Origin of the sequence: Sphingopyxis sp., assembly GCF_050725615.1 — a bacterium.
Classification (GTDB): domain Bacteria; phylum Pseudomonadota; class Alphaproteobacteria; order Sphingomonadales; family Sphingomonadaceae; genus Sphingopyxis.
This window is the reverse complement of sequence record NZ_JBOHHU010000013.1, coordinates 1-21,235: the sequence shown is the minus strand read 5'-3', so window position 1 is coordinate 21,235 and position 21,235 is coordinate 1. Positions and strand designations below refer to the sequence as shown.

Here is a 21,235-nt window from a genome sequence, read left to right as displayed (position 1 = left end):
TCGAATTTATCGCAAGCGCCTTCGCGACTACATAGCACGATAGCGGCGGAGTTGCAGCGACTCCATCTCCTGCATCCCGGTCTCGATCGGGAGGCCAGCCGCTTCGTCGCGAGCGGCGAGTCAAGCGATGTCGTCGCCAAGATTGAGGCGCATTGCAAAGCGATCAATCGCTATGCTTCGCCTTATTTCAGCGACAGCATCGCCTGCAACGCCGTGGAGGGCGCAACCGATCTCGCGCTGGTCACCGGAGACATCGACCCCGGTCCGGAAATCCCGAGACTGATGCAAATCCGCGTCGCCACCGGCCGCGTAAGCCGACCCTATAATCAATCGCCGAGCGTGGAAGACATGATACTCCCGGCCTTCACGCAAATGGTCCTTGGCGGGGTTAACCGCACCCAGATCGACCATAAGGTGCAGTGGGCATCGATCACAACGACCGAAACCCTGCTTGCGCACATCAAGGCGGCCGGCGGCAAGATGGCCGACCTCTTCGCGCTGGTGCTGCGCCGCGACGAGGTCTGGGCGATGACCGAGGGAAGCTGGCCCGCGAGCGCCAAATTCGCCGAATATGTGCGGACTTATCCTGCGGCGCTGGCAGAGGCGATCCGTCGCAACAGTGCCAATTTCCGCGCAAGTTCGCTAAAGCTGGCCGAGCGCATCGGCGCGACGGCGGCGCCCGAGATCGAGGCGCTGCTCGTCGCCATGCTGACCAAGCCCTTCGACAAAAATGATCGCGAGATCGCAACCTCCTCGCTGGCCCGGCTCGAACCGGCGCAATTGCTTGCCCTGCTCGGACGCGAATTGCCCACCGCGGACATCGATACGCGCCTGGGCCTCGTGCAGGCGGCGGGCCGCAGCGGCAGCCCCGGGATTATCGCCCTTCTGGCCGAGCGCGGCAAGGTGGAAAAGGCCGCCAAGGTGAAAGCGGCCATCGAGGCGACCCTCGAAGCGGATGCTGTCGAAGATGCGCCCACCGACAGTGGCGACGGCCTGTCGACCTATACCGCGATCGACGGCAGCACCGTCACCCTGCCCGCGCGAAAGGAGCTCGGCGCCGATACGCCAGTCCCGCCAACCGACGAGGCCTGCGTCGCGTTCGTCGACCTGGTCGAATTGATCGAGCAGCGGCGGATCGAAGCCCATGCGGCCTATATCGAGAAATATGGTTCGTCGCGGCGGGATTCCACACCGCCGCCCGAACGCTATTCCAGCGAGGTGGTCGAGGCCGCCTTCGCCGCGCTGACCGAGGGACGGCAATTGCCTGCGGGGATCGTGGAGAAGGCCTATCCGCTGCGGAACGCGGTCCGCTTTCATGCCGAAGGGCAGACATGGCTGCGCGGCGTACTCGACCGTTTGCCGATTGCTGCCGCGCTGCCCGTCCTCAAGGCCAGCGGTTTCGATGACGTCAGCGGGTTGATCGGGTCCGGTTTTGTTTATCGCGAGGATCAGCGCTTCGGTCCCGATATATTGCAACGCTGGCTTGCGGAAGGCCGGCTCGACCTTCGCGACCTTGCCTCGGCGGACCATCTGCGCACGCTTCTCGGCCGCCAGACCTATGGCCAATATGAACCGGGCGCCCTGGCGCCGTTGAAGGGGCTCGACGCCGAATCGGTGTGGCCATGGATCGCATCCAACATCGACGTCTTCGACGAAATCTTCGGCCTGAAGCCGACCGACAGGCCCCTGCCGCTCGCCCGTGGCATGGAGGCGCTGGAGATGTTGCCCCAGACACCGCAGCGCTATTTCGCGAAGCTGCTCGACATAGCGGTATCGGAAAAACGTCCGCTGCGACGCCGTGCGATGGCGCTTTTGCGCGATGCGCGCGACCTTGCCCTCCGCCTCGACGCGCTGCTCGACGACAAGCGCCAGCAGGTGCGGAGCAACGCGGCGACCTGGCTGGCCGATATTCGCTCAACGGCGAGCGAGAGCGCGTTGCGCAAGCGGCTCAAAAAGGAAAAATCGGATCCGGTTCGCGCCGCCTTGATCGAAAGCCTCCAGCGCTTGGGAGCGGACCTTTCGGACATCATCGGTCCCGCGATCCTGATCGCCGAAGCCGAAGCCGCGGCAGCCAAAACGCCGCCAGCTCTTCCCGAATGGATTTTGGCGCACGGTCTTCCCGTACCGCATTTCCGCGACGGTTCGACCGTTCCCCCGGCGGTCGTCCAGCATTGGCTGGCCCTGGCGATCCGCCTCAAAGACCCCGGCGCCAGCGGCCAGTTCGGAATTTACCTCGACCAGCTGCTCGAAAGCGACGCCCGCGCCTTTTCGAATTGGGTCCTCGATGCGTGGATCACTTATGACACCCACGCATTCACGCTCGAAGAAGCGACCGCCTATGCCATGGCGAATTATCAGCAGCATTTTTCGTGGATGTATCGTTCCACCAAGCCCCCCGGATTGCGCGAGGAGATCATCGCGCACATCGTCCGGGAAAGGACGGGCGAACCGCTCAATTCGGGTTCGGACACCAAGGGCATGCTCGCCCTCGCGTGCCGGGCCGACCCGGTGTTCGCCGCGAACCGCGTGCGCTGGTTCCTGAAAAAGCATGGACGCCGATCGAACCAGGCGATGGCGCTTCTCGAAGCGCTGGCGGGTACGGCACAGCCCGCCGCGCTGCAGGTCGTCATCGCGGCCTCGGCCCGCCTCAAGCAGAAGAGCACGCAGGCGCGCGCCACCGAGATCGCGCAGCGCTATGCCGAAGATCGCGGCTGGAGCTTTGACGAGCTGGCCGATCGCACAGTGCCGATTGCGGGTTTCGACGACGACGGCGTGCTCGAACTGCCATGCGGCGACGACGCGAAGCCCTATAGCGCGCGGCTCGACGCACAACTCACGATCCACCTGTTCAATCCCGAAGGCAAGGCGCTCAAAAGCCTTCCCGCCGGCGACGACGACAATAGCAAAGAATCGAAAAAGGCCCTTTCCACCGCCAAAAAGGAATTGGCGCAGGTCGTCGAGCTTCAGGCCACCCGGCTGTTCGAGGCAATGTGCGTCGAACGCGACTGGCCGGTGGCCGACTGGCGCCTGGCGTTCCATGAGCATCCGGTGATGCGCCGCCTGATCGAGCGGCTCGTCTGGCAGGGTCTCGACGCGGATGGCCAGCCGCTCGGGCTGTTCCGCCCGACCCAGGAAGGCGATTTCAGCGATGCCGCCGACGCGGCGGTCGATATCGACCAGTTCGCCAGACTCCGCCTCGCGCACGGCGCGCTGGTCGATGCAGACACCTGCCGTGCGTGGACGGCGCACCTCAAGGACTATGAGGTTTCCCCTTTCCTTGCCCAGTTCGATACGCTCCGCGCCCCGCTCTCCGCCGAGCAGCGCGACGCCGAGGTCATCGTCGATCGTCAGGGGTGGAAGGCCGACAGCCTGACCTTCCGTAGCGTGGCCGAAAAGCGCGGCTATGAGCGGGTGATGCGCGACGGCGGCGGGTGCCATGAATATGAGAAAAAATTCCCGAGCCACGGCATTACCGCGACGATCTTTCATAGCGGGTCGCACGCCGTCGACGAAAACAACCCGGTCGCGCTGAAGGAGCTGCGATTTGGGAAGCTGGGCCAGCGCGGCGTCTTTCGCCTGCAGGACGTGCCTCCGGTGATGCTGGCCGAATGCTGGGCAGACTATCATGCGGTCGCCGCAAAGGGCGCCTTCGACCCCGAATGGGAGAAGATTTGCCCCTGGTAAGCTATTGCAGCAAAGGCACCGTACAGCGCTGTTGCCGCGCAAGCAGCAGGGCGTAAGCCGCAGCAAGCAGGTCCTCGCCCGCGCCGCCATGCCGGAGCCGCGCGGCGAGTTGGGGCAGCCCATAGGCTTCGAGACGCTCGACGAGACCAGCACGATCGCCGTCGAGCGAGCTCGCGAGCGAAGGTCCGACTTCGGCACGGTCGAGCAAATGCCGCCAGGCCTGCGCCAGCGCCGCAGCCGTCCCGCTGCGCGGCACCGCAGCGAAGCGGCGGCCTGCCCCCGGCCGCAGGCGCGCGAGCCAGTCGCGAACGACGGACCGCTCGCCTCCCGGACGCCAGGGGCGTGACCATAAGGACAGATCGACTGGGGCGCCGTCGCCGAACAGGGTGACCGGGCGCAGAGCAAGCCGGTCGCCTGCGCGTTCCATCCGCACCAGGACCAGCCCCTGCCAACCGCTCCGCACCGTCGCCTCAAGAGCCTCGATCGCCGTCGGAACGGACTCGTCGTGGTCGATCGTCAGGGCAAGCCACTGACCCTCGACGTCCTGCACTGGCCACACGAGCGACTGGGCGAGATCGTCGAAATAGGGCGGCGCGATGCGGGTCGGCGCGATCAGGCAGGCGGTCGGCGTCTCGCTTCCATCAAGTCCCGATCCGACCTGGTCGATCCAGCTGCGGCCGAGCCGGTCCCAGTTGCGCAGCACGCCGGGCCAGTCGGGATCCGCGCGCATGTCGCGACCGATGATCGTCGCCCGCGCACTGGCGGGCGCCGATAAACGGTTGTCGGCCGACCGGCGCGATCCTTCAAGCGCGATCCGGGCATGCGCCAGCACCGCGAGCGGTTCGGATTGCCATAGCGGCTGGTGACGCCATGCCTCGGTCGGTGCAAAGCTGGGATCCTGCCCCGCGCCGCGCGCAAGGCTGGTCGACAGCCAGCGCCCCGTTGCCGGTTCGATGAACCAGGCGGTGACGCCCCGCGCGCCCGACACCGTTGTCCACCGCTCGCCGCCGCAACCGACCAGCTGCAGCGGCTCCGACGGAGCGAAATCGCGCCGCACCTTGCCGGCCAGCGCGATCCGCCGTTCGGGGTCCGATCCGGCCAGCGCCCGGACCAAGGCAAAGGCGGTTGCCGCCAGTTCGAGCATGCGGTCAGGGTCGAAATCGAGCGCGCGAGCCCGGCGAAGGCGCATTTGGGCCGCCACGGCGCGGAGCAGCGCGGCGAGCCGTGGCAAGCTGTCTGCTCGCAACGACACCGACAGTTCGAACAGGACTTCTTCCAGCGGCAAGGGAGCGAGGTTCATGCCGAGCGCCGCCACTTCGCCAAGGCCGACCCTCACGCGGGCGAGGAAAGCCGGATCGATTTCGACCGCGGCCGCCACCTGTTCGACTTCGTCGCCAAGGTCGGGCAAGGCCTGGCCGAAATGGCGAAGCGCGGCCAGGACCGCAGCGGCATGATAGGCCTTGAGACGCGACTTCGAGGCCTTGGACACGATGCCATCGAAGCCCTGCCCGCGCAGGATCCGGACCGGCCCGTCGATGTCCGGAAAGCTGACCGCGATGCCGTTCGGCGACGGTTCGACCGCCGCCACGGTTCCGGCCACCTCGACAGCGGCGCGCCACCCGGCCTTGCCGGCCCATTTCTGCAGCCGGGCGATATCGATCGTGGCGACGAAGTCCGCGCCATCCGCGACTGGCGCGTCGTCGGCGACGCTTTCTTCGGTATCTTCGGTCTCGCCGACCTCGTGCGAGAGGATGAAGATCGCCGCCGCGATGCGGTGGCGGCAGATCGCCACCGAGCGGCAGGCGCAATCCGCCGCCCCCGGACCGCGCGCATCGAGTTCGACCCGCTGCCCGTCGGCTTCGACGATCGCCTTGCCCGCCGAACCGGACAGGAGCCGAACCTTGCCGTCCTCGACATCACGGTGCGCCCGGCGCACGAGGCCGGGATTGGCGAGCGTCGCCAGCGCCGCATCGTCGAAACCGACGAGCGCATCGCGGAGCGCCGGATCGATCATGCGATCACGCCACCGATCCACTCGGCGAAGCGGTCGGGCGTCAGCGCCGCGATCGTCATCCCGTTGCCCGACAGGCGCTCGGCCATCCGGCGGTCATAGACCGGCGCGGCATCGTCGCTGAGCGCGCCGAGCCCCAGCAGGGTCACGCGCGCCGAGGCCATGCGGCGCGTCGCGGCGAGCATCCGGGCGACCGAACCGCCCTCTTCGAAATCGCTGATCAGGACAAAAATGGTCCGCGACGGCTGAGTCACCAACCCTTCGCAATATTCCATCGCCGAGGCGATATCGGTGCCGCCGCCCAACTGGACCGACATCAACACTTCGACCGCGTCATGCGCCTCGCTCGACAGGTCGACGATCGACGTGTCGAACACGATCAGCCGCACCTCCACCGATGGCAAGGCGGTGAGGATCGACGCCATAACGGCGGCGTAGATGGTCGACGACAGCATCGAACCCGACTGGTCGACGCACAGGATGATCGTCCAGGGCAGGCGGCGGCGGCTGCGACCGTGAAAGCGCAGGCGGTCGGCGATGATCCGCTTCCGCTCGCCATCCCAGTTTTTGAGATTGTCGCGGATCGTCGCGCGCCAGTCGAAATTCTGCATCGATTTCAACTGGCTGCGGCGAAAGCGGTTGGGCCGCCCCGCCAGCGCGGCTTCGACCTGCGGACGCAGTTTGCGGACGATATCCTCGACCACCTTGCGGGTGACTTCGCGAATCTTGTCGCGAACCGCCGGATCGGCGCTCCCCTTGAAGGCGATGAGCGATTTCAGCAGGTCCTTGTTGGGTTCCAGCGCATCGAGCACCTTGGGGTCGGACAGCAATTCGCCCATCCCCAGATTATCGATGGCATGCGCCTGGACGGTCTCGCACACCGACTTGGGGAAGAGGTCGCGCAGTTCGCCGAGCCAGCCGAGCGCGGTCAACTGGCTGGGATCGAGCGAGCCGCCGCGGCCGCGCTTGTCGCGGCGCAAACCGCGCCGTTCCATCTCGCGCGCATAGAGATAGTCGAGCGCGCGATCGGTGCGCTGCTCGGTCGGCGACAGTTCCGCGCCGGGTAGCGAGCGTTCGGCATAGCGGCCAAGAACGAGGCGCCAGCGGCGGGTCGACATTTTCTCGCTCATGCCATGCAGTCCCGCGCGAGCAGATCGGCCAGATCGCGATCGAGCCGCAGGTTTTCGGTCATCTCGCTTTCCGAAATCCCCACCGTCACCGTCAGTGCGCTTGCGCCGATACCGTGCCGATCCGCCACCTCCTCGGCAAGGCGATCGACCTCGCGTGGATCGAGCGGCATCAGCGCCAGCCGGAGATATGGCAGCAGCGCGATGAACTCCTCCTCGTCGACGCCGCCGACAATCGCATCGATCGCATCGATGATCGCCGGAATGGCCCAGATCAGCTCGCGCGCGATCGCGATCACCCCGCCCAGAAAGGCGAGCCGTTCCGCCGGATCGACGTATGCACTGGCGAGTTCGCCCTTCAACCGGGCCTCGAGATCGGACGCCGCGATACGCCCGTCGAGCAGCGAGAAGGCCATGACCGCCCCGGCGAGCGTCGGCGGAAGCGGGCGGGCGGACAGCCGGTCGAGCGCCTCGTCGAACAAGGCGAGGTCGATCGGCGCCTCGGCGGAGCGCGCCAGTTCGATCGCCCCGCGCAGGCTCGACAGCGTGCGAACCGCGACGTCGGTCTGGTCGGCGCCGATATCGGCCAGTTCGGGAAGCAGGACCAGCAGCCGCCGCCATGCCGCGCCGAGCAGGTGATCGAGCGGCCCGGTCTCGATGATCCCCAAGACCTCGCGTCCCCGGCGCAGCAGCAGCAGGTCGGTCAGCGCCGCGACGACCGATCCCGCCTCGGGATCCTCGATCACCTGCTCCTCGATCAGCGCAAGGATCGCGGCCGCCTCGGGCCCAAGTCCCGCGCGGCACGCGGCCGCGAACAGGTCGATCGCGGCGAGCGCACTGCGCCCCTTCCCCTGCTCGGCAAGCTCGGCAATCCGGTGCGCAAGGGCGAACGCTATCGCCTCACCCAGCGTATCCGCCGCTTCGGACAGTTCGATCAGGCGCGCCTCGACGAGCGGCGACCAGCACACGGCCCAGATTTCGTGCAGCCGGTCGAGCGACACATCGTTGCGGAAATCGGGTCCGCCCGTGCGCTGGGCGAACGACGTGCCGATCAGCGTCATGGCGTGGCAGAAGCGACTGGCGGCGCGATGACGCGGCTTGCGATAAATATCGAGCTCGCGGCTACGCCATTCCCCGTCGGCGATCGAGAAGCCAAGCGCTTTCGCCTGACCCCGAACGGCCTCGACCAGCGGCGGCGAACCCGCCGACGGCGGCACTTCGCCGATCGCACTTCCCGTCAGCCAGGCATGGAGTTCGACCAGCAGCGGCGTCTGGCCGACGGGAATTTCCTCCTTGATGAAGCTCGACCGGATCGCATCGATCACATCGTCGCGCATCGGAAAGGGGCGCCCGCGCAGCGCCGCCAGCCGCTCGGCCTGTTCGATCGCATTAGCGATGACGGGAAAGGACGGCGCTTCGCCCCGGCCGCTGCGGAGATGGTCGGCGAAGCCGGTTATCAATTCCATGCCGAGCCCCGCGCCGCCCGACGAGCGCATTTGCCACAGCCGGTCGTAAAAGCCGGGCAACGGCAGCCCCGCGCCATAACCGCGCAGGGCATCGAGCTGGCGCATCCCGTAGCGGATCAGATAGGATCGCCCCGCGCCGGCCTTTGCGGCGAGCGGCTTGGCTTCGCCCTTCCCCCGCAACACCTCGGCGTGGAACCCGCCGACCACCGCCACGATGGGGCCATCGGTCGCCGCGCGAACCTCATCGACGATCGCGCGCATTTGCGCTTCGCGGGCAAGCGTTCCGTCGCCCGCTATGTCCTCGTCGCTGGTCGCGGCGCGAATGCACGCGCAATAGCGCGCGACATCGGTGAAATATCGACGCCAGTCTTCCTCGGCGAGGCGCGTTTCGAACAGCTGGTCCCACACTTCATTGCCGTCGCGTGCGCCCAGTTCGCGGGCCAGCGCGGTGACATAGTCGCCAACCCCGAACAGCCGCTCGCTGCCGAGCAGCGACCGCCCTTCACGCGGCGCCTCTTCCTCCAGGTCCATTTCGCGCGCCGTGGACGGCAAGTCGATGAAACGCGCCGGGATACCGCGAGCCCGCGCCGCCTGCAGCGCGATCAGTTCGGGGCTGTGCGCGCAAAAGGGAAAGTAGCTTGCGACCCGCCGGGTCGCCTGCCCCTCGCCCGCCTCGCGGAGCGACACGATCGCGACGGGAGCGCGGGTCCGGGAGTCGCAGACGAGGTCGATGAGGGGATCGAAATCACAGGGTCCTTCCACGAGGATGGCGGCGGGTTGCACCTCCTCGATCAACCGCTCCAGATGCGCGGCGCACGCCGGGCTGTGGTGCCGAATCGGCGCCACCCACAGCTCGCGATCGCGATCGAAAAGGACCGGATCCTTCACCGGCTCAGCCCAGCTTCAGCGTCCGCGCCGCCTGGTAGAAGTCCTTCCATACCCCCGAGCGACCGGCGCGCTCCTTGACGATATGGTCGACATAGGCGCGCAAACGCTTGCCATCGTCGGGCGAATCCTTGAGCACCACGCCCTGCAACTGCCGCGCGACATGCGCGGCGGAGAGTTTCCCGTTATCAAGATAGACGGCCTCCAGCGCGGCGGCGTGCAGGACGTTCACCGCTTCGGCGGTCGACATTACGGCGTCAGGCCGGTTGAGGCTGACGCCTTCCGCCGTTCGCCCGGTCCGCAAGTCCTGAAAGGCGCGAACGAGGACGTCGGCCACGTCGCGCTCGCCGGTCACCGCCACGCCGGCCGGCCCCAGTCGCTCGGCGAGTTGTTTCAACACCAGTTCGCGCTCGAACTCGACATCGGCGATGGGGTGGACGGTTTCGAAGTTGAAGCGTCGCTTGAGCGCGCTCGACATCTCGTGCACCCCGCGATCGCGAAGGTTCGCCGTGGCGATCACGTTAAAACCCGGCGCGGCGCTCGCAACGGCATCGGCGCCGAGTTCGGGCAAAGCTAACGCCTTTTCGGACAGGATCGAAATCAGCGCGTCCTGCACCTCGGGCGGGCAGCGGGTAATTTCCTCGAACCGGACGATGCGCCCCGATCGCATGGCGTTCAGCACCGGCGACGGCACGAGCGCGCGTTCGCTCGGCCCTTCGGCGAGAAGCAGCGCATAGTTCCAGCCGTAACGGATATGATCCTCGGTCGTGCCTGCCGATCCCTGCACCACCAGCGCCGACGTCCCGCTGATCGCCGCCGCCAGCAATTCGGACAACAAGGATTTGGCGGTGCCCGGCTCACCCACGAGCATCAGGCCCTGCTGGCTCATCAGGCTGACGATCGCCCGATCGACCAGCGGGTCGTCGCCATAGAATTTGCGCGATATGCCCAGTTTCGTATCGCCGAGCAGGAAGCTGCGCACCGCACGCGGCGACAGATGCCAGCCGGCGGGCCGCGGAAATTTGTCCTGCGCCGCCAGCGCGGCGAGTTCCGCCGCATAACGCTGTTCGGCCGGTGGCCGGATCGACGGTGCCTCGTTAGTCATCAATAAGCCTTTTTTTGCCAGTCCGGATCGAAACCGGTCCCTTTTTCCGCCAGATCGTGAAGATCGCGCCAGCTTTCCGCAAGCAAGACCGGCGGAACGTCCCCGAGCATGACCTGATTCCCGCCGCCCCCGCGGTCGCGCAATTTACGGAAAGTCAGCCCCTGGAGCGCGGCGGGGCGGTTTTCTTCGGGCAGCGGACTACCCGAAAATTCGATCTCGGCCACGAGGCCGGCGTCGCGATAGGTTTTTTCATAGGTTATGAACCAGCCGCCATCCTGTGCCGGACCGCGCTGATAGCCAAGCCTGGTCGCGGTACCCCGAAGCTTGAACGTTTCGATCATCCAGCCTTCGCGATCGCTGATCGACCGTTCGCGCTTTTGCGCCTCCGCCAGTTCGGGCAGGTCGCGGCCGAATTGATCGAAAGGCGATGCGACCGCATAGTCGGCGAGATGGGTGCGCCATGCCCCAATCTCACCCGCCGACAACAGCGACGAGTGAGCAAGCCGTATCCGCGCGAAGCCATCGGTGGCGATATCGCCATCGGACGCGTCGGTGTAACTACCGTCGCCCAGCGGCCGGAATGTCGCCAGCGCCCGCCCGTCCTCGCCAGCGCCTTGCCACACAAGCCGGGCGGCGAGCCGGCCGACGATCGGGTGGCCGGCGACGAAGCTGCCCCATTCGGCGATGTCCCATTCGCGTTGCAGGAACATCGCTTCCTGAAGCCGGTCGGTTTGCGCGGCGAGCACTTGCTTCACCTCCTTCCGCGCATTGGACAGCTGCTTCTTCGCCGCATCGATCAGCGGTTTTTCTTCGTCGATGCGCGGCCCCGGCAGCGTCTTTACCTCGCGCTCCTCGGCATTGCGGATGATTACCCCGTCGTCGGCATCGAACCGCAACCGATAGGTCCGGCCTTCGCCCAGATCGAGGTCCTGCGTGCCGTCGATATCGAAACCGCCGGTCGGGATCGTCCGGTCGGCGAGTTGCGCCGCGCTCCATCCGTTGCGCTCGGCGACATCGTCCACCAGCGCTGCCGCATGTGCCTGAACGGTGCGCTGTTTCGAACGGTTGGCCGCCGACAGGACGAGTTGCAGCGCCGCGCCGCTGCCGATCGCCGCTAATGTTTCGAGCAGCGCCTTCGCCTGAGAGGTTCGTGCGCCATGATCCTTGAGAAAGATCCGGATACGCTGCGCCGCATCGGCCCCGTTGACCCGCGCCGCGATCGCCAAAACGCCCTTGCTGTCGACGGCGCTCCCCAGATATTCTCCGGCCTTCATCTGCTTCAGCCGCGCGAAAACAAGATTCCGGTCGGTTGGGAAATAATCGGCGCTTTGCGGCCATCGTTTCGCGTTCGCAATATTCTGGCGCAGCGTCGCGTCGACATGCTGCATCGCAAAGGCATTGGCCTCCTCGTCGGTCGGTCGGCGGATGTCCTGATCGATCCAGCCGGTCAGCACCATCCAGCCGAGCCTGTGCGCGTCCCCCGGCGCGAGCCGGTCGAGCCAGAGGTTCACGAGCGCATTGCCGCCCGGCTGCTTGAATTTCGCCGCTAGGACCGTCCACCAGCGCGGCAGGACCGGATCGACAGCACTGCCGTCGGCCCACCGCAGCGCAGGCAGCATATCGAACGGAAACCATTCGAGGCCCTTGGGCGGCGCCTTTGCGAGACCTGCCTTCGCTTCCTTGACCAGTGTGGCAGGATCGAAATAGGGCGACACATCCTCGCCCAGTCGTTCGAGCGCCGTAATCATGGCAGCGCGCGCCAGATCGCTCTTGTCCTTCACGAGCGCCGCGCGAAGCTGCGGGACCTCGCCCTTCGCGCTGCGCGCCGCGAGCCAGCCGGCGGCGAGCGCGCGAACCTCCTGACGGCCGTCCTGCAGCTGTATCGCAATGGCGCCATCGATGCCGGGCGTATCCTGCAACAAGGCCCGCGCCTTTTCCCGAAGGCGCGAGGAGCTGTCGCCCGCCAGCAGCATCAACCGGCTCCGATAGCGTTCGGGGAGGGTCAAAAAATGCCCGAGCAATTCGAGCCCCGGCAGCACGCGCTTTTGCTCTGCCCCGCTCTGCGGGACCATCGCCAGCGCCTGATCGAGTTGATCGAACCGCCCGCACAGGACGGGCCAAAGCGCGGTATCGGGCTCCGGCAGCGGCACATGCCATTGCTGGGTCAGATGGTCGGCGACGAAGTCCTTGCCCCCCGCCGCGAGCCACAGGTCAAAAAATGTCCGGAAGTCGGCGCCGGCGTTCAGCCGATACTGGACCGCAGCGCCGATCGGTCCGCTCCAGTCGTTGAACAGGCCGTGGATATGACAGTTGGACATTGCGACCGCGAGGCGCGCGAGATGATGGAGCGACAAGCGTGGATCGAGAAAGAAGGCGTCGACTGCGGGGTGCTTGAACTGGTGCCAGCGAAGCCAGTTGACGACCGTGTTGAACGACGCCGGGGCCATGGGCTTGGTGCCGGCGGCAAGCTCGGCAAGGTCCTTGAGGTCGCGTGAACTCTTGGTCGCGAACTGGCGGCTCCAGTGCCATCGCTCGCGCGATGCCTCGGCCTTGGCCTTCGCGAGCATCCGATTGAATTCGGCGATGGCAGGCTCAAGGGTCCGCAAAAGCTCCGGGGGAACCGGCGCCGGTGCAGGCTCGGCCGGGACCGGGCCAGCCTCGACCCAGGCGCCGCGAACATCGACATAACCCTCGACGCCGTCCGGCCTCGCATCGACCACGCCGCCGCTCTGCAATCCGCTGGCAGTCGCCGCGACTGCCGTGCCGAGCCGGTCAAGCGTCGCGATCACCTTGGGAGCCGTCTCCCCTTCGCGCCAGCGCGACAACAGATCGCCCGCCCGCTCACCGAGGCACCCGGCGGCGACTTCCACCAGATCCGCGCGCTGTCCCGGCGGGGCTTTGGCAAAGCGCGCATCGAGCGCTCCGATCAACCGATCCGGATCGACCGCTGTCAGCGATTGCCTGGCATTGGCCCGCGCCTTCTTGGAGGAGCCGACCGCCAGATCGACGAGCAGGTCGAGGAACCGATGTTGCAGGCCGAAGCGACCCAGCGCAGATGCCAGCTCGGCGCGGACGTCCGCAGCCAGTTCCGGAACCATCGCGACCACGGCATCGCGTGATCGGTCGAGCCATTCGGCGACGCCGCCAAATCGGTCGACGCTGTTGTTTGAACCATAATGAGCGGCATCGCGGCAAAAGATGATATCGAGCACAGGCGCCAATCCGTTGCCGGTCGCCTCGGCAAGATCGACCAGCGTTCCGATCGGCTGATCCTTGCGCCCCTGCCCGAGCCAGATCGTGACCGAATGCCGAAGCCAGTCGGGCGACTTTTTTGTCCCGAACATGCCCCAGTCGTGCTGGAGCGGCTCGAGTGCGGCAAGGACCTCCCCAAAACGCTGCATCTGGTCGATGCGCCAATTCGCGAGATGGGTGAACAACCCCGCTTCGTCGCTCCGCGGCCAGGTTCGCACTCGCTGAGTCCACGCCTGCTGACTGGTGCGGTTTTGCAGGGACAGAAGTATCGAGGGATTCGATCCCTCCGATATATAGCGGACAATATTCGCGGGCAGCTGCCGGTCGGCTTTCGCGAGATGTTTGAAACAAGCTGCGATCTTTGCTGCGGGAAGTTTGCCCGCCCCGCCCGAATCCCCAGCGCCGACCAGACCCAAACTCCGTCGGACGCGATCAAAAATCGAACCGCTCACCCTGCCTCCTCGCTCGCACCCTTACATCAAGCCCTCATTCGGGACCCTCGACATGCTTCCCTGATTAGAGTGCTTAGGCAAATGGTTACAGCCCAATTATGACCAACAACGGGTGAAAGCGGCCTGTCACGAACGGGCCGGTTGCCGACCAACTCATCCAAGGGACCGGCGGGAGCATTCCGGCCGGATATATGGGATAAGTTGCGAGCAGCGTCCGCCGACCCACGTCGTTCGATCGGCGGAAGACCGAAAGCAACGGTAGGGGGCTCGACCCGCGAGCCCGGACGGTGCTCGATAAACAACGGACCACGGCTCACGCCGAGCTTCGCGGGGAGCAAATAGACCTGCGGCGCGGGCTGGAGCCTCGCCGTGGAGAGCTTGGACGGTTGACCCCGCAGCATTCCCTCGACTTTATGTCATCATCCGACCGGAAATAGGATTGCGGCGGCCGCCAGCGTTGAAGGGCAATCGTGGAATATCATCGCCAACGCGCGCTTGACCTGTTGCAGCTGGGTTCCGGAAAGGACGATGCCAGCTTTCGGGACGGCCAGGAAGACGCCATTCGCCATGTCGTCGAGGGACAGGGCCGGCTGCTGGTGGTTCAGAAGACCGGCTGGGGGAAGAGCTTTGTCTATTTTATCGCGGCGAAGCTGATGAGAGAAGCCGGTTCGGGTCCGGCGCTTCTCATCTCGCCACTGCTTTCGCTGATGCGGAACCAGATCGCAGCCGCCGAACGGATGGGCGTCAAAGCGGTGACCATCAACTCGAGCAATGTCGAGGAATGGGCGACTGTCCAGGCCGACATCCGCCGGGATGAAGTCGATGTGCTTCTCATCTCTCCCGAGCGGCTGGCCAATGACCGCTTCATGGAGCAGGTTATCGCCCCGATTGCGGACCGCATCGACCTGATCGTGGTCGACGAGGCCCATTGTATTTCCGATTGGGGGCATGATTTTCGACCCCATTATCGATTGCTCGAACGCATCGTTCGAAACGCGCCCGCAAACCTTCGGGTGCTCGCGACGACAGCCACCGCAAACAATCGCGTCATGGACGACCTGGTCGAGGTCCTCGGTCCCGATCTTGGCATTTCCCGCGGCGATCTGAACCGGCCATCATTGACGCTGCAAAGCTTTCGCATGCCGAGTCAGGCCGAAAGGCTAGCCTGGCTCGCGCATCATCTGGAGACGCTGCCGGGAAGCGGGATCATCTACACGCTGACCGTTCGCGACGCGAACCAGGTGACCCAATGGCTCCGCTCACGCGGATATAATGTCGAAGCCTATACGGGCGAGACCGGCAAGAATCGCGAGGCCCTGGAACAAGCGCTCCTCGCCAATGAGGTCAAAGTGCTGGTTGCGACCACCGCGCTGGGAATGGGATATGACAAACCCGATCTGGCCTTCGTCATCCATTATCAGACCCCCGGATCCGTCGTCGCTTATTATCAGCAAGTGGGGCGCGCGGGTCGCGCGCTCGCGTCGGCCTATGGTATCTTGCTCAGCGGCCGCGAAGAAACCGAGGTGACCGACTGGTTCATCCGGAGCGCGTTCCCGACCCGGCACGAGGTCGAGATGGTTCTGGAGGCCTTGCATGACGCGCCCGACGGCCTCTCGATCCCCCAACTTCTCAGCGCGGTCAATTTGGGCAAAGCGCGCGTCGAGAAGACGATCGCCCTGCTGTCGCTGGAAAGCCCCGCGCCGGTCGCGAAGCAAGGCACCAAATGGCAACTGACCGCCGCGACCCTTGGCGCGGCATTCTGGGAGCGCGCGGACCGGCTCACGACGCTGCGGCGATCGGAAGCCGAAGAAATGCAGACCTATGTCGATCTGCCGTTTGGCGAGCATATGGCGTTCCTCATCAGGGCGTTGGATGGCGATCCAGAGGGCGACATGAATCCCAATTTGCCGCCGCTGTCCGCCGATGTGGATCCGATGCTCGTCACGGCGGCCATCGCGTTTTTGCGACGAACGAGCCTCCCCTTCGAACCGCGAAAACGATGGCCGGCGGGTGGCTTGCCGATGTACGGCCAAAGCGGGAAAATCGATGCCCGGCACCAGGCCCAGCAAGGCCGCGCGCTCTGCGTGTGGGGCGATGCCGGCTGGGGCCATCTGGTCCGGCAAGGCAAATATCAGGATGGCCGCTTCAGTGACGAGCTTGTTGCCGCTTGTCAGGACATGATCGAAGCGTGGAGGCCGGACCCCGCCCCGCGCTGGGTGACCTGCGTCCCTTCGTTGCGGCATCCCGATCTGGTGCCCGATTTTGCGCAGCGGCTGGCCGCCTCGCTCGGATTGCCCTTCCATAGGGTTCTTGCGAAAACCGATGAGCGACCGGAACAAAAGGCGATGGCGAACAGCGCCCAGCAGGCGCGAAATGTCGACGGCGCGCTTTCGGTCACCGACGACCCGATCCCCGATGGACCGGTACTCCTCGTTGATGATATGGTGGATTTGCGCTGGACCCTCACCGTTTCCGCGTGGCTATTGCAAACTCATGGAAGTGGCGAGGTTTGGCCCGTTGCCCTCTCCCTCACAGGGCAGAATGAATGACGCCGATGCTCTCCTCGAACACCAAAGCCATTTTGCTCCTGACGTCGCCGCTGATGGCAGGACAAAGTCCAAAAAGCTCGGACCTGCTCACCCCCGCGGAATATAGGCGACTGGCAAAACAGCTTCGCGACATCGGGCGGGAGCCATCCGACCTTCTGACGGGTTCCTTCGCCGAGATCGCCCAAGCCTGCGCCGCCGCCGTTTCGCCCGATCGGCTGAAGACCCTTGTCGGGCGCGGATTTCAACTGAGCCAGGCCATCGAACGATGGCAGGCCCGGGCCATCTGGGTGATCAGCCGGGCCGACCCCGAATATCCCGGGCTGTTGAAGGGCCGCCTGCGCAACGACGCCCCGGCGATCCTCTATGGGTGCGGTGACGTGGCCGCGCTGAATCGCGGCGGATTGGCGGTCGTCGGGTCCCGCGCCGCGGACGAGGCGCTGCTGTCCTACACGCTCGACATCGGTGAATTGTCGGCGCGCGCCGATCGTCCCGTGATCTCGGGCGGCGCGAAGGGCATCGATCAATATGCGATGAGGGGCGCCTTGAACGCAGGCGGCCGCGTCATCGGCGTGCTTGCCGACAGCCTCGAACGCCAAGCCATGAACCGGGATCATCGCAACAGGATCGTCGACGGCCAACTGACACTGGTCTCTCCCTTCGACCCCGGCGCCGGCTTTCACGTCGGCAATGCCATGCAGCGCAACAAGACGATCTATGCGCTATCGAACGCCGCGCTCGTGGTCAGCACCGATCTGGGCAAGGGAGGCACCTGGACGGGTGCGGTCGAACAGCTCGACAAATTCCGCTGTGTGCCGATTTACGTGCGGTCCGTCGGCGAACCTCAGGCCGGGCTCGCCGCGCTCAAGACGAAGGGCGCGCTCGATTGGCCAAACCCGGCCGATGCAGACGCTCTCGACGCCCTTTTAAGTGCGCCCGACGAGAATTTCGCGAGAAGCGAACCCAGTCTTTTTGAAGTATCGGTTCCGGATACGGCCACCAGCTTTCCCGACGCCAAACGTCCGGAGGTGGTCAGGCCCGAGCCGGTTGGCATAGCGAGCGACGCTCTTGGTGGAGTACAATCAGCCTCGACCAGCCCGGCAGACTCGATTTTTCAAACGGCGCGCGCGGCAATCGAGACCCTGCTCGACAAATCGATGACCGAAGCGGAAGTCGCGGCTGAACTTCATCTCTTGCCGGCTCAGACAAAATCATGGTTGGCCCGGCTGGTCGACGAAGGGATCGTAGAGAGGACCAAAAAACCGGTCAAATATCGATTGAAAACAAAAAAGCTGTTCGACTGACCGCCGGGATCGAGGAGGGAAAGGTCGTCGTTCTCGCCTATGGGATGGGCGCCGGCACGATCAGCTGATCGGGAAACGCCAGGGTGAAGGCCGCGCCTCCGTCGGCATGATTGGCCGCCGACACCGCAATGCCCAGCGCGTCGGCGAATCCTTTTGCGATGGCGAGGCCCAAGCCGCTGCCGCCGTGCCGATCGCTGCCGGCGCCTTGCGCGAAGGTTTCGAAAATCGCCGTCTCGGTCCCCGGCGCCAGGCCCGGCCCCCGGTCGCGAATGGTCAGCAGCAGCCCATCGGAGGTGCGCCGCCCGATGATCGCGATCGGTCCGGCATTGCCGCCGTGCTGGACCGCATTGGCGAGCAGGTTGAGCAGGATATGGTGCAGCAATCGCTCGTCGGACCGCACCAGCGGCAGCGCGGCGGGCACCTGAAAATCGATATGATGTCCGCGGAGGATATCCTTGAGATCATGGACGACGCCCGCGACCGCGTCGGTGAGATCGACCGTGTCCATCTTGAGCTGCAGCCCGCCGGCGTCGATGCGGACAAGTTCGACCAGATTATCGAGGAAGCGGCGAAGCCGCGACAGTTCGGCCTTGGCCATCGGCAGCGTTTTCGCGCCCGGATATTCGGCGCCGATCGCCTCGATCGCGGCGGTGACGCCGGTGAGCGGGGTGCGCAGATCGTGACCGATCGACGACAGCAAGGCGGCGCGCAGCCGGTCGCGTTCTTCGAGCACCGACAGGCCGCGCATCTCATCCTCGAGGTGCAGCCGCTCGAAGGCCAACGCCGCCTGCCCCACCAATGTGGCGAGCAGCGCCGCCCTGCCGGCCGAAACCGGGTCCCGGTCGTCGTCGCGCGCAATGCCGAGGATCGCCAGAACCCCGAGCCCGGTCTTGAGTGGATGGAATTGCCAGTCGGAGGCAAGCAAGGTGTTGGTGCCGCGCCCGGCGGGTTCGCCGCTGGTCCATGCCCATTCGGCCGCCGCCTGATCGACCGGCGATATCCGCGCTTCGCCCGGACGGGCCGCGAGCGGTTGCAGCAGGCCATCGCGATGCGTCATCACGACCGCCCGGACATCGAGCAACCGCGACACCTCCTCGCAGGTCGCGATGGCTGTGGTCTCACGGTCGGAGGCGCGCGCGAGGGTTTGCGCGAAGGACGCCATCGCGGCATTTTCCTGCGCGCTCCGCACCCCGATCTGCGCGCGTGTCCGCAACCGCCCGGCCAGGTTGCTGGTCACCACCGCGACCCCGGTCAGGATCAGCATCGTGAGCACGCTTTGCGGATCGGCGACGGTGAAGGTGTGAACCGGATCGAGGAAGAAGAAATTAAACGCCAATGCCGCCGCGACGCTCGCGAACAGTCCGGGACGGAGGCCGTATAGCGTCGCCGCGAAAATGACCGGAACGAGATAGATCAGGTCGATCGCTCCGCGCCCGATCAGCGGTTCGCCGAGCTTTGCCAGCAAGGTCGTCGCGGCGATCAGCAAGGCCGCCGCGCCATAGGACTGCGGCCGCCCCCAGCCGCGCGTCAGGCCGCGCCACCGGCCTTGCATCTCGATCGTATCCGGCGACGGGATGACGTGGATCGCCAGGTCTTTCGACGCGCGGATCAGGCTTTCCACGACCGATCCGTGCCGCAGTTCGAACCACCAGCTGCGCTGCGAGCGGCCGATGATCAGTTGCGTCGCGCGCTGCGCTTCGACCTGACCGGCGAGGCCCGCGATCACATTTTCCGCCGGGATCGACGCGATGGTGGCGCCAAGCGTCGCGGCGAGCGCGAGCGCCGAGGCGATGCGGCGCTGCGCCGCCTCGTCGAAGCCCTGGCTGCGCGGCGTTTCGATATGGACGGCGGTCCATGGCGCGTTGAGCCCGTCGGCGAGGCGTTTGGCGGTGCGCACCAGCGCGTCGGCGCCGGGCTGTTCGCTGATCGCGACGAGGATGCGCTCACCCGCCGCATAGGTGCCGGCGACCCCGCCCGCGTCGAGGTCGTTCAGCATCTGCCGGTCGACGCTCAGCGCGGCGCGGCGCAGCGCCATTTCGCGCAAGGCCGACAGATTGGGCTTCGAAAAGAAATGGCCGAGCGCCCGGCTCGCTTCCTGCGGCACATAGACTTTGCCGTCCTTCAGCCGGTCGATCAGCTCGTCGGGCGGCAGGTCGACGAGCTTGATCTCGGCGCGCTCGAAGACGCTGTCGGGCACCGTCTCGCGCACCCGGACGCGGGTGAAGCTCGCGACGACGTCGTTCAGGCTTTCGACGTGCTGGACGTTGAGCGTCGTATAGACGTCGATCCCGGCATCGAGCAGCTCCTCGACATCCTGCCAGCGCTTGGGGTGCCGACTTCCCTCGATGTTGGTGTGCGCATATTCGTCGACCAGCGCCAGCGTCGGGGCGCGGCGGATCAGCGCGTCGAGGTCCATTTCGGACAGGCGATGGCCGCGATACAGCTCCTCGCGCCGCGGCACCACTTCCATGCCATCCAGCAGGGCTTCGGTTTCCGCGCGGCTATGGGTTTCGACGACCCCGACCACGACGTCCTGCCCCGCACGCCGCAGCGCGGCGCCCTCGGTCAACATCGCATAGGTTTTGCCAACCCCCGGCGCCGCGCCGAGGAATATCTTGAGCTGACCGCGCTCTTCGCGCCGCGCCTGGCGCAACAGGGCCTCGGGCGAGGGTCTCTTGTCGGGAGCGGGCGTCGGCGACGGCATTCCCGGGGCTTAGCGCAGCACGCGGCGCCGCGCCAACCGGGCGGCGCCGATCTTTATGGAAACTTTATGCCGATCACGAAAATCGCCCGCGAAACTTTACGGCGAAGGGGCGTAGCGGCGCCCACATCCCGTCGGAACCTGCGGCATCGGCCAACGGCGACGATCCCACCGGAGAAACAACCATGTCCGATTTTCTGTGGCTCGGCCTTATCGCCCTGCTGTTCGTGGCGACGCTCGGTTACGCCCGCCTCTGTGACGGAGCCTAGGCCTGTGTCGACGTCGCTGATCCTCGCCAGCGTCACCGCCGCCGCGCTGCTCGTCTATCTGCTCGCCGCCCTGCTGCGGCCCGAGCGTTTCTGATCGGAACCTGACTATGACCGTCTCCGGCTGGGCCTTGATCCTGCTCTTCGCCACCGTCACCGCGCTCCTCGCCAAGCCGATGGGCTTGTGGCTGTTCGCGCTTTACGAGGGACGCCGCACGCCGCTGCACCGCATCCTCGACCCCGTCGAGCGCGGCTTTTATCGCCTCGCAGGAATCAACCCCAAGGAGGAGCAGGGCTGGCGGCGATATGCGCTGCACATGCTGCTGTTCAACGTCGTGCTGTTGCTCTTCACTTACGCGATCCTGCGGCTGCAAGGCGTGCTGCCAGGCAACCCGCAGGGGTTTGGCGCCGTCTGCGCCGACGGCGCGTTCAACGC

At 65.8% G+C, this 21,235-nt stretch carries 11 protein-coding genes; 5 read left to right on the top strand and 6 right to left on the bottom strand.

What is annotated here, in order from left to right; genetic code table 11:
- The first annotated feature begins 51 nt into the window (after positions 1-51).
- On the top strand, positions 52-3,684 hold the full coding sequence (locus ACREB7_RS04805) for a DUF4132 domain-containing protein (protein ID WP_431591150.1): 3,633 nt from the start codon (positions 52-54) through the stop codon (positions 3,682-3,684).
- Position 3,685: 1 nt separating this feature from the next.
- On the opposite strand, the gene ACREB7_RS04800 is transcribed toward ACREB7_RS04805, so the two are convergent.
- Genes ACREB7_RS04800 through ACREB7_RS04780 form a run of 5 tightly spaced genes read right to left on the bottom strand, consistent with a single transcriptional unit; the run spans position 3,686 to position 13,748 of the window.
- Positions 3,686-5,698, bottom strand: coding sequence for a hypothetical protein (locus tag ACREB7_RS04800; protein ID WP_431591149.1), 2,013 nt, complete (start codon positions 5,696-5,698; stop codon positions 3,686-3,688).
- The gene (locus tag ACREB7_RS04795) at positions 5,695-6,825 is read right to left on the bottom strand and encodes a VWA domain-containing protein (RefSeq protein WP_431591148.1); all 1,131 of its coding nucleotides are present in this window, start codon (positions 6,823-6,825) and stop codon (positions 5,695-5,697) included. The genes ACREB7_RS04800 and ACREB7_RS04795 overlap by 4 nt, the downstream gene beginning before the upstream one ends.
- Positions 6,822-9,176 (bottom strand): DUF5682 family protein, encoded by a 2,355-nt coding sequence (locus tag ACREB7_RS04790; protein WP_431591147.1) that lies wholly within the window; start codon positions 9,174-9,176, stop codon positions 6,822-6,824. The genes ACREB7_RS04795 and ACREB7_RS04790 overlap by 4 nt, the downstream gene beginning before the upstream one ends.
- Positions 9,177-9,180: 4 nt before the next feature.
- On the bottom strand, positions 9,181-10,278 hold the full coding sequence (locus ACREB7_RS04785) for an ATP-binding protein (protein WP_431591146.1): 1,098 nt from the start codon (positions 10,276-10,278) through the stop codon (positions 9,181-9,183).
- Positions 10,278-13,748, bottom strand: a complete 3,471-nt coding sequence (locus ACREB7_RS04780; protein WP_431591145.1) for a DUF4132 domain-containing protein — start codon at positions 13,746-13,748, stop codon at positions 10,278-10,280. Before ACREB7_RS04780 ends, ACREB7_RS04785 begins: the two co-directional genes overlap by 1 nt.
- A gap of 704 nt (positions 13,749-14,452) precedes the next feature.
- Between ACREB7_RS04780 and ACREB7_RS04775 the strand changes: the two genes are divergently transcribed.
- Together ACREB7_RS04775 and ACREB7_RS04770 are read left to right on the top strand one after the other, a co-directional pair.
- Positions 14,453-16,531 (top strand): RecQ family ATP-dependent DNA helicase, encoded by a 2,079-nt coding sequence (locus ACREB7_RS04775; RefSeq protein WP_431591144.1) that lies wholly within the window; start codon positions 14,453-14,455, stop codon positions 16,529-16,531.
- The gene (locus ACREB7_RS04770) at positions 16,528-17,832 is read left to right on the top strand and encodes a DNA-processing protein DprA (protein ID WP_431591143.1); all 1,305 of its coding nucleotides are present in this window, start codon (positions 16,528-16,530) and stop codon (positions 17,830-17,832) included. Before ACREB7_RS04775 ends, ACREB7_RS04770 begins: the two co-directional genes overlap by 4 nt.
- 37 nt (positions 17,833-17,869) lie before the next feature.
- Here ACREB7_RS04770 and ACREB7_RS04765 read toward each other — a convergent pair whose 3' ends face one another.
- On the bottom strand, positions 17,870-20,536 hold the full coding sequence (locus tag ACREB7_RS04765; protein WP_431591142.1) for a DUF4118 domain-containing protein: 2,667 nt from the start codon (positions 20,534-20,536) through the stop codon (positions 17,870-17,872).
- Between the two features lie 270 nt (positions 20,537-20,806).
- Here ACREB7_RS04765 and kdpF point away from each other — a divergent pair, with 270 nt between their 5' ends.
- Positions 20,807-20,896, top strand: a complete 90-nt coding sequence (kdpF, locus tag ACREB7_RS04760; protein WP_431591141.1) for a K(+)-transporting ATPase subunit F — start codon at positions 20,807-20,809, stop codon at positions 20,894-20,896.
- 13 nt (positions 20,897-20,909) lie between these two features.
- On the top strand, positions 20,910-21,235 hold a 326-nt coding region (locus tag ACREB7_RS04755; protein WP_431591140.1), incomplete at its 3' end, for a potassium-transporting ATPase subunit KdpA.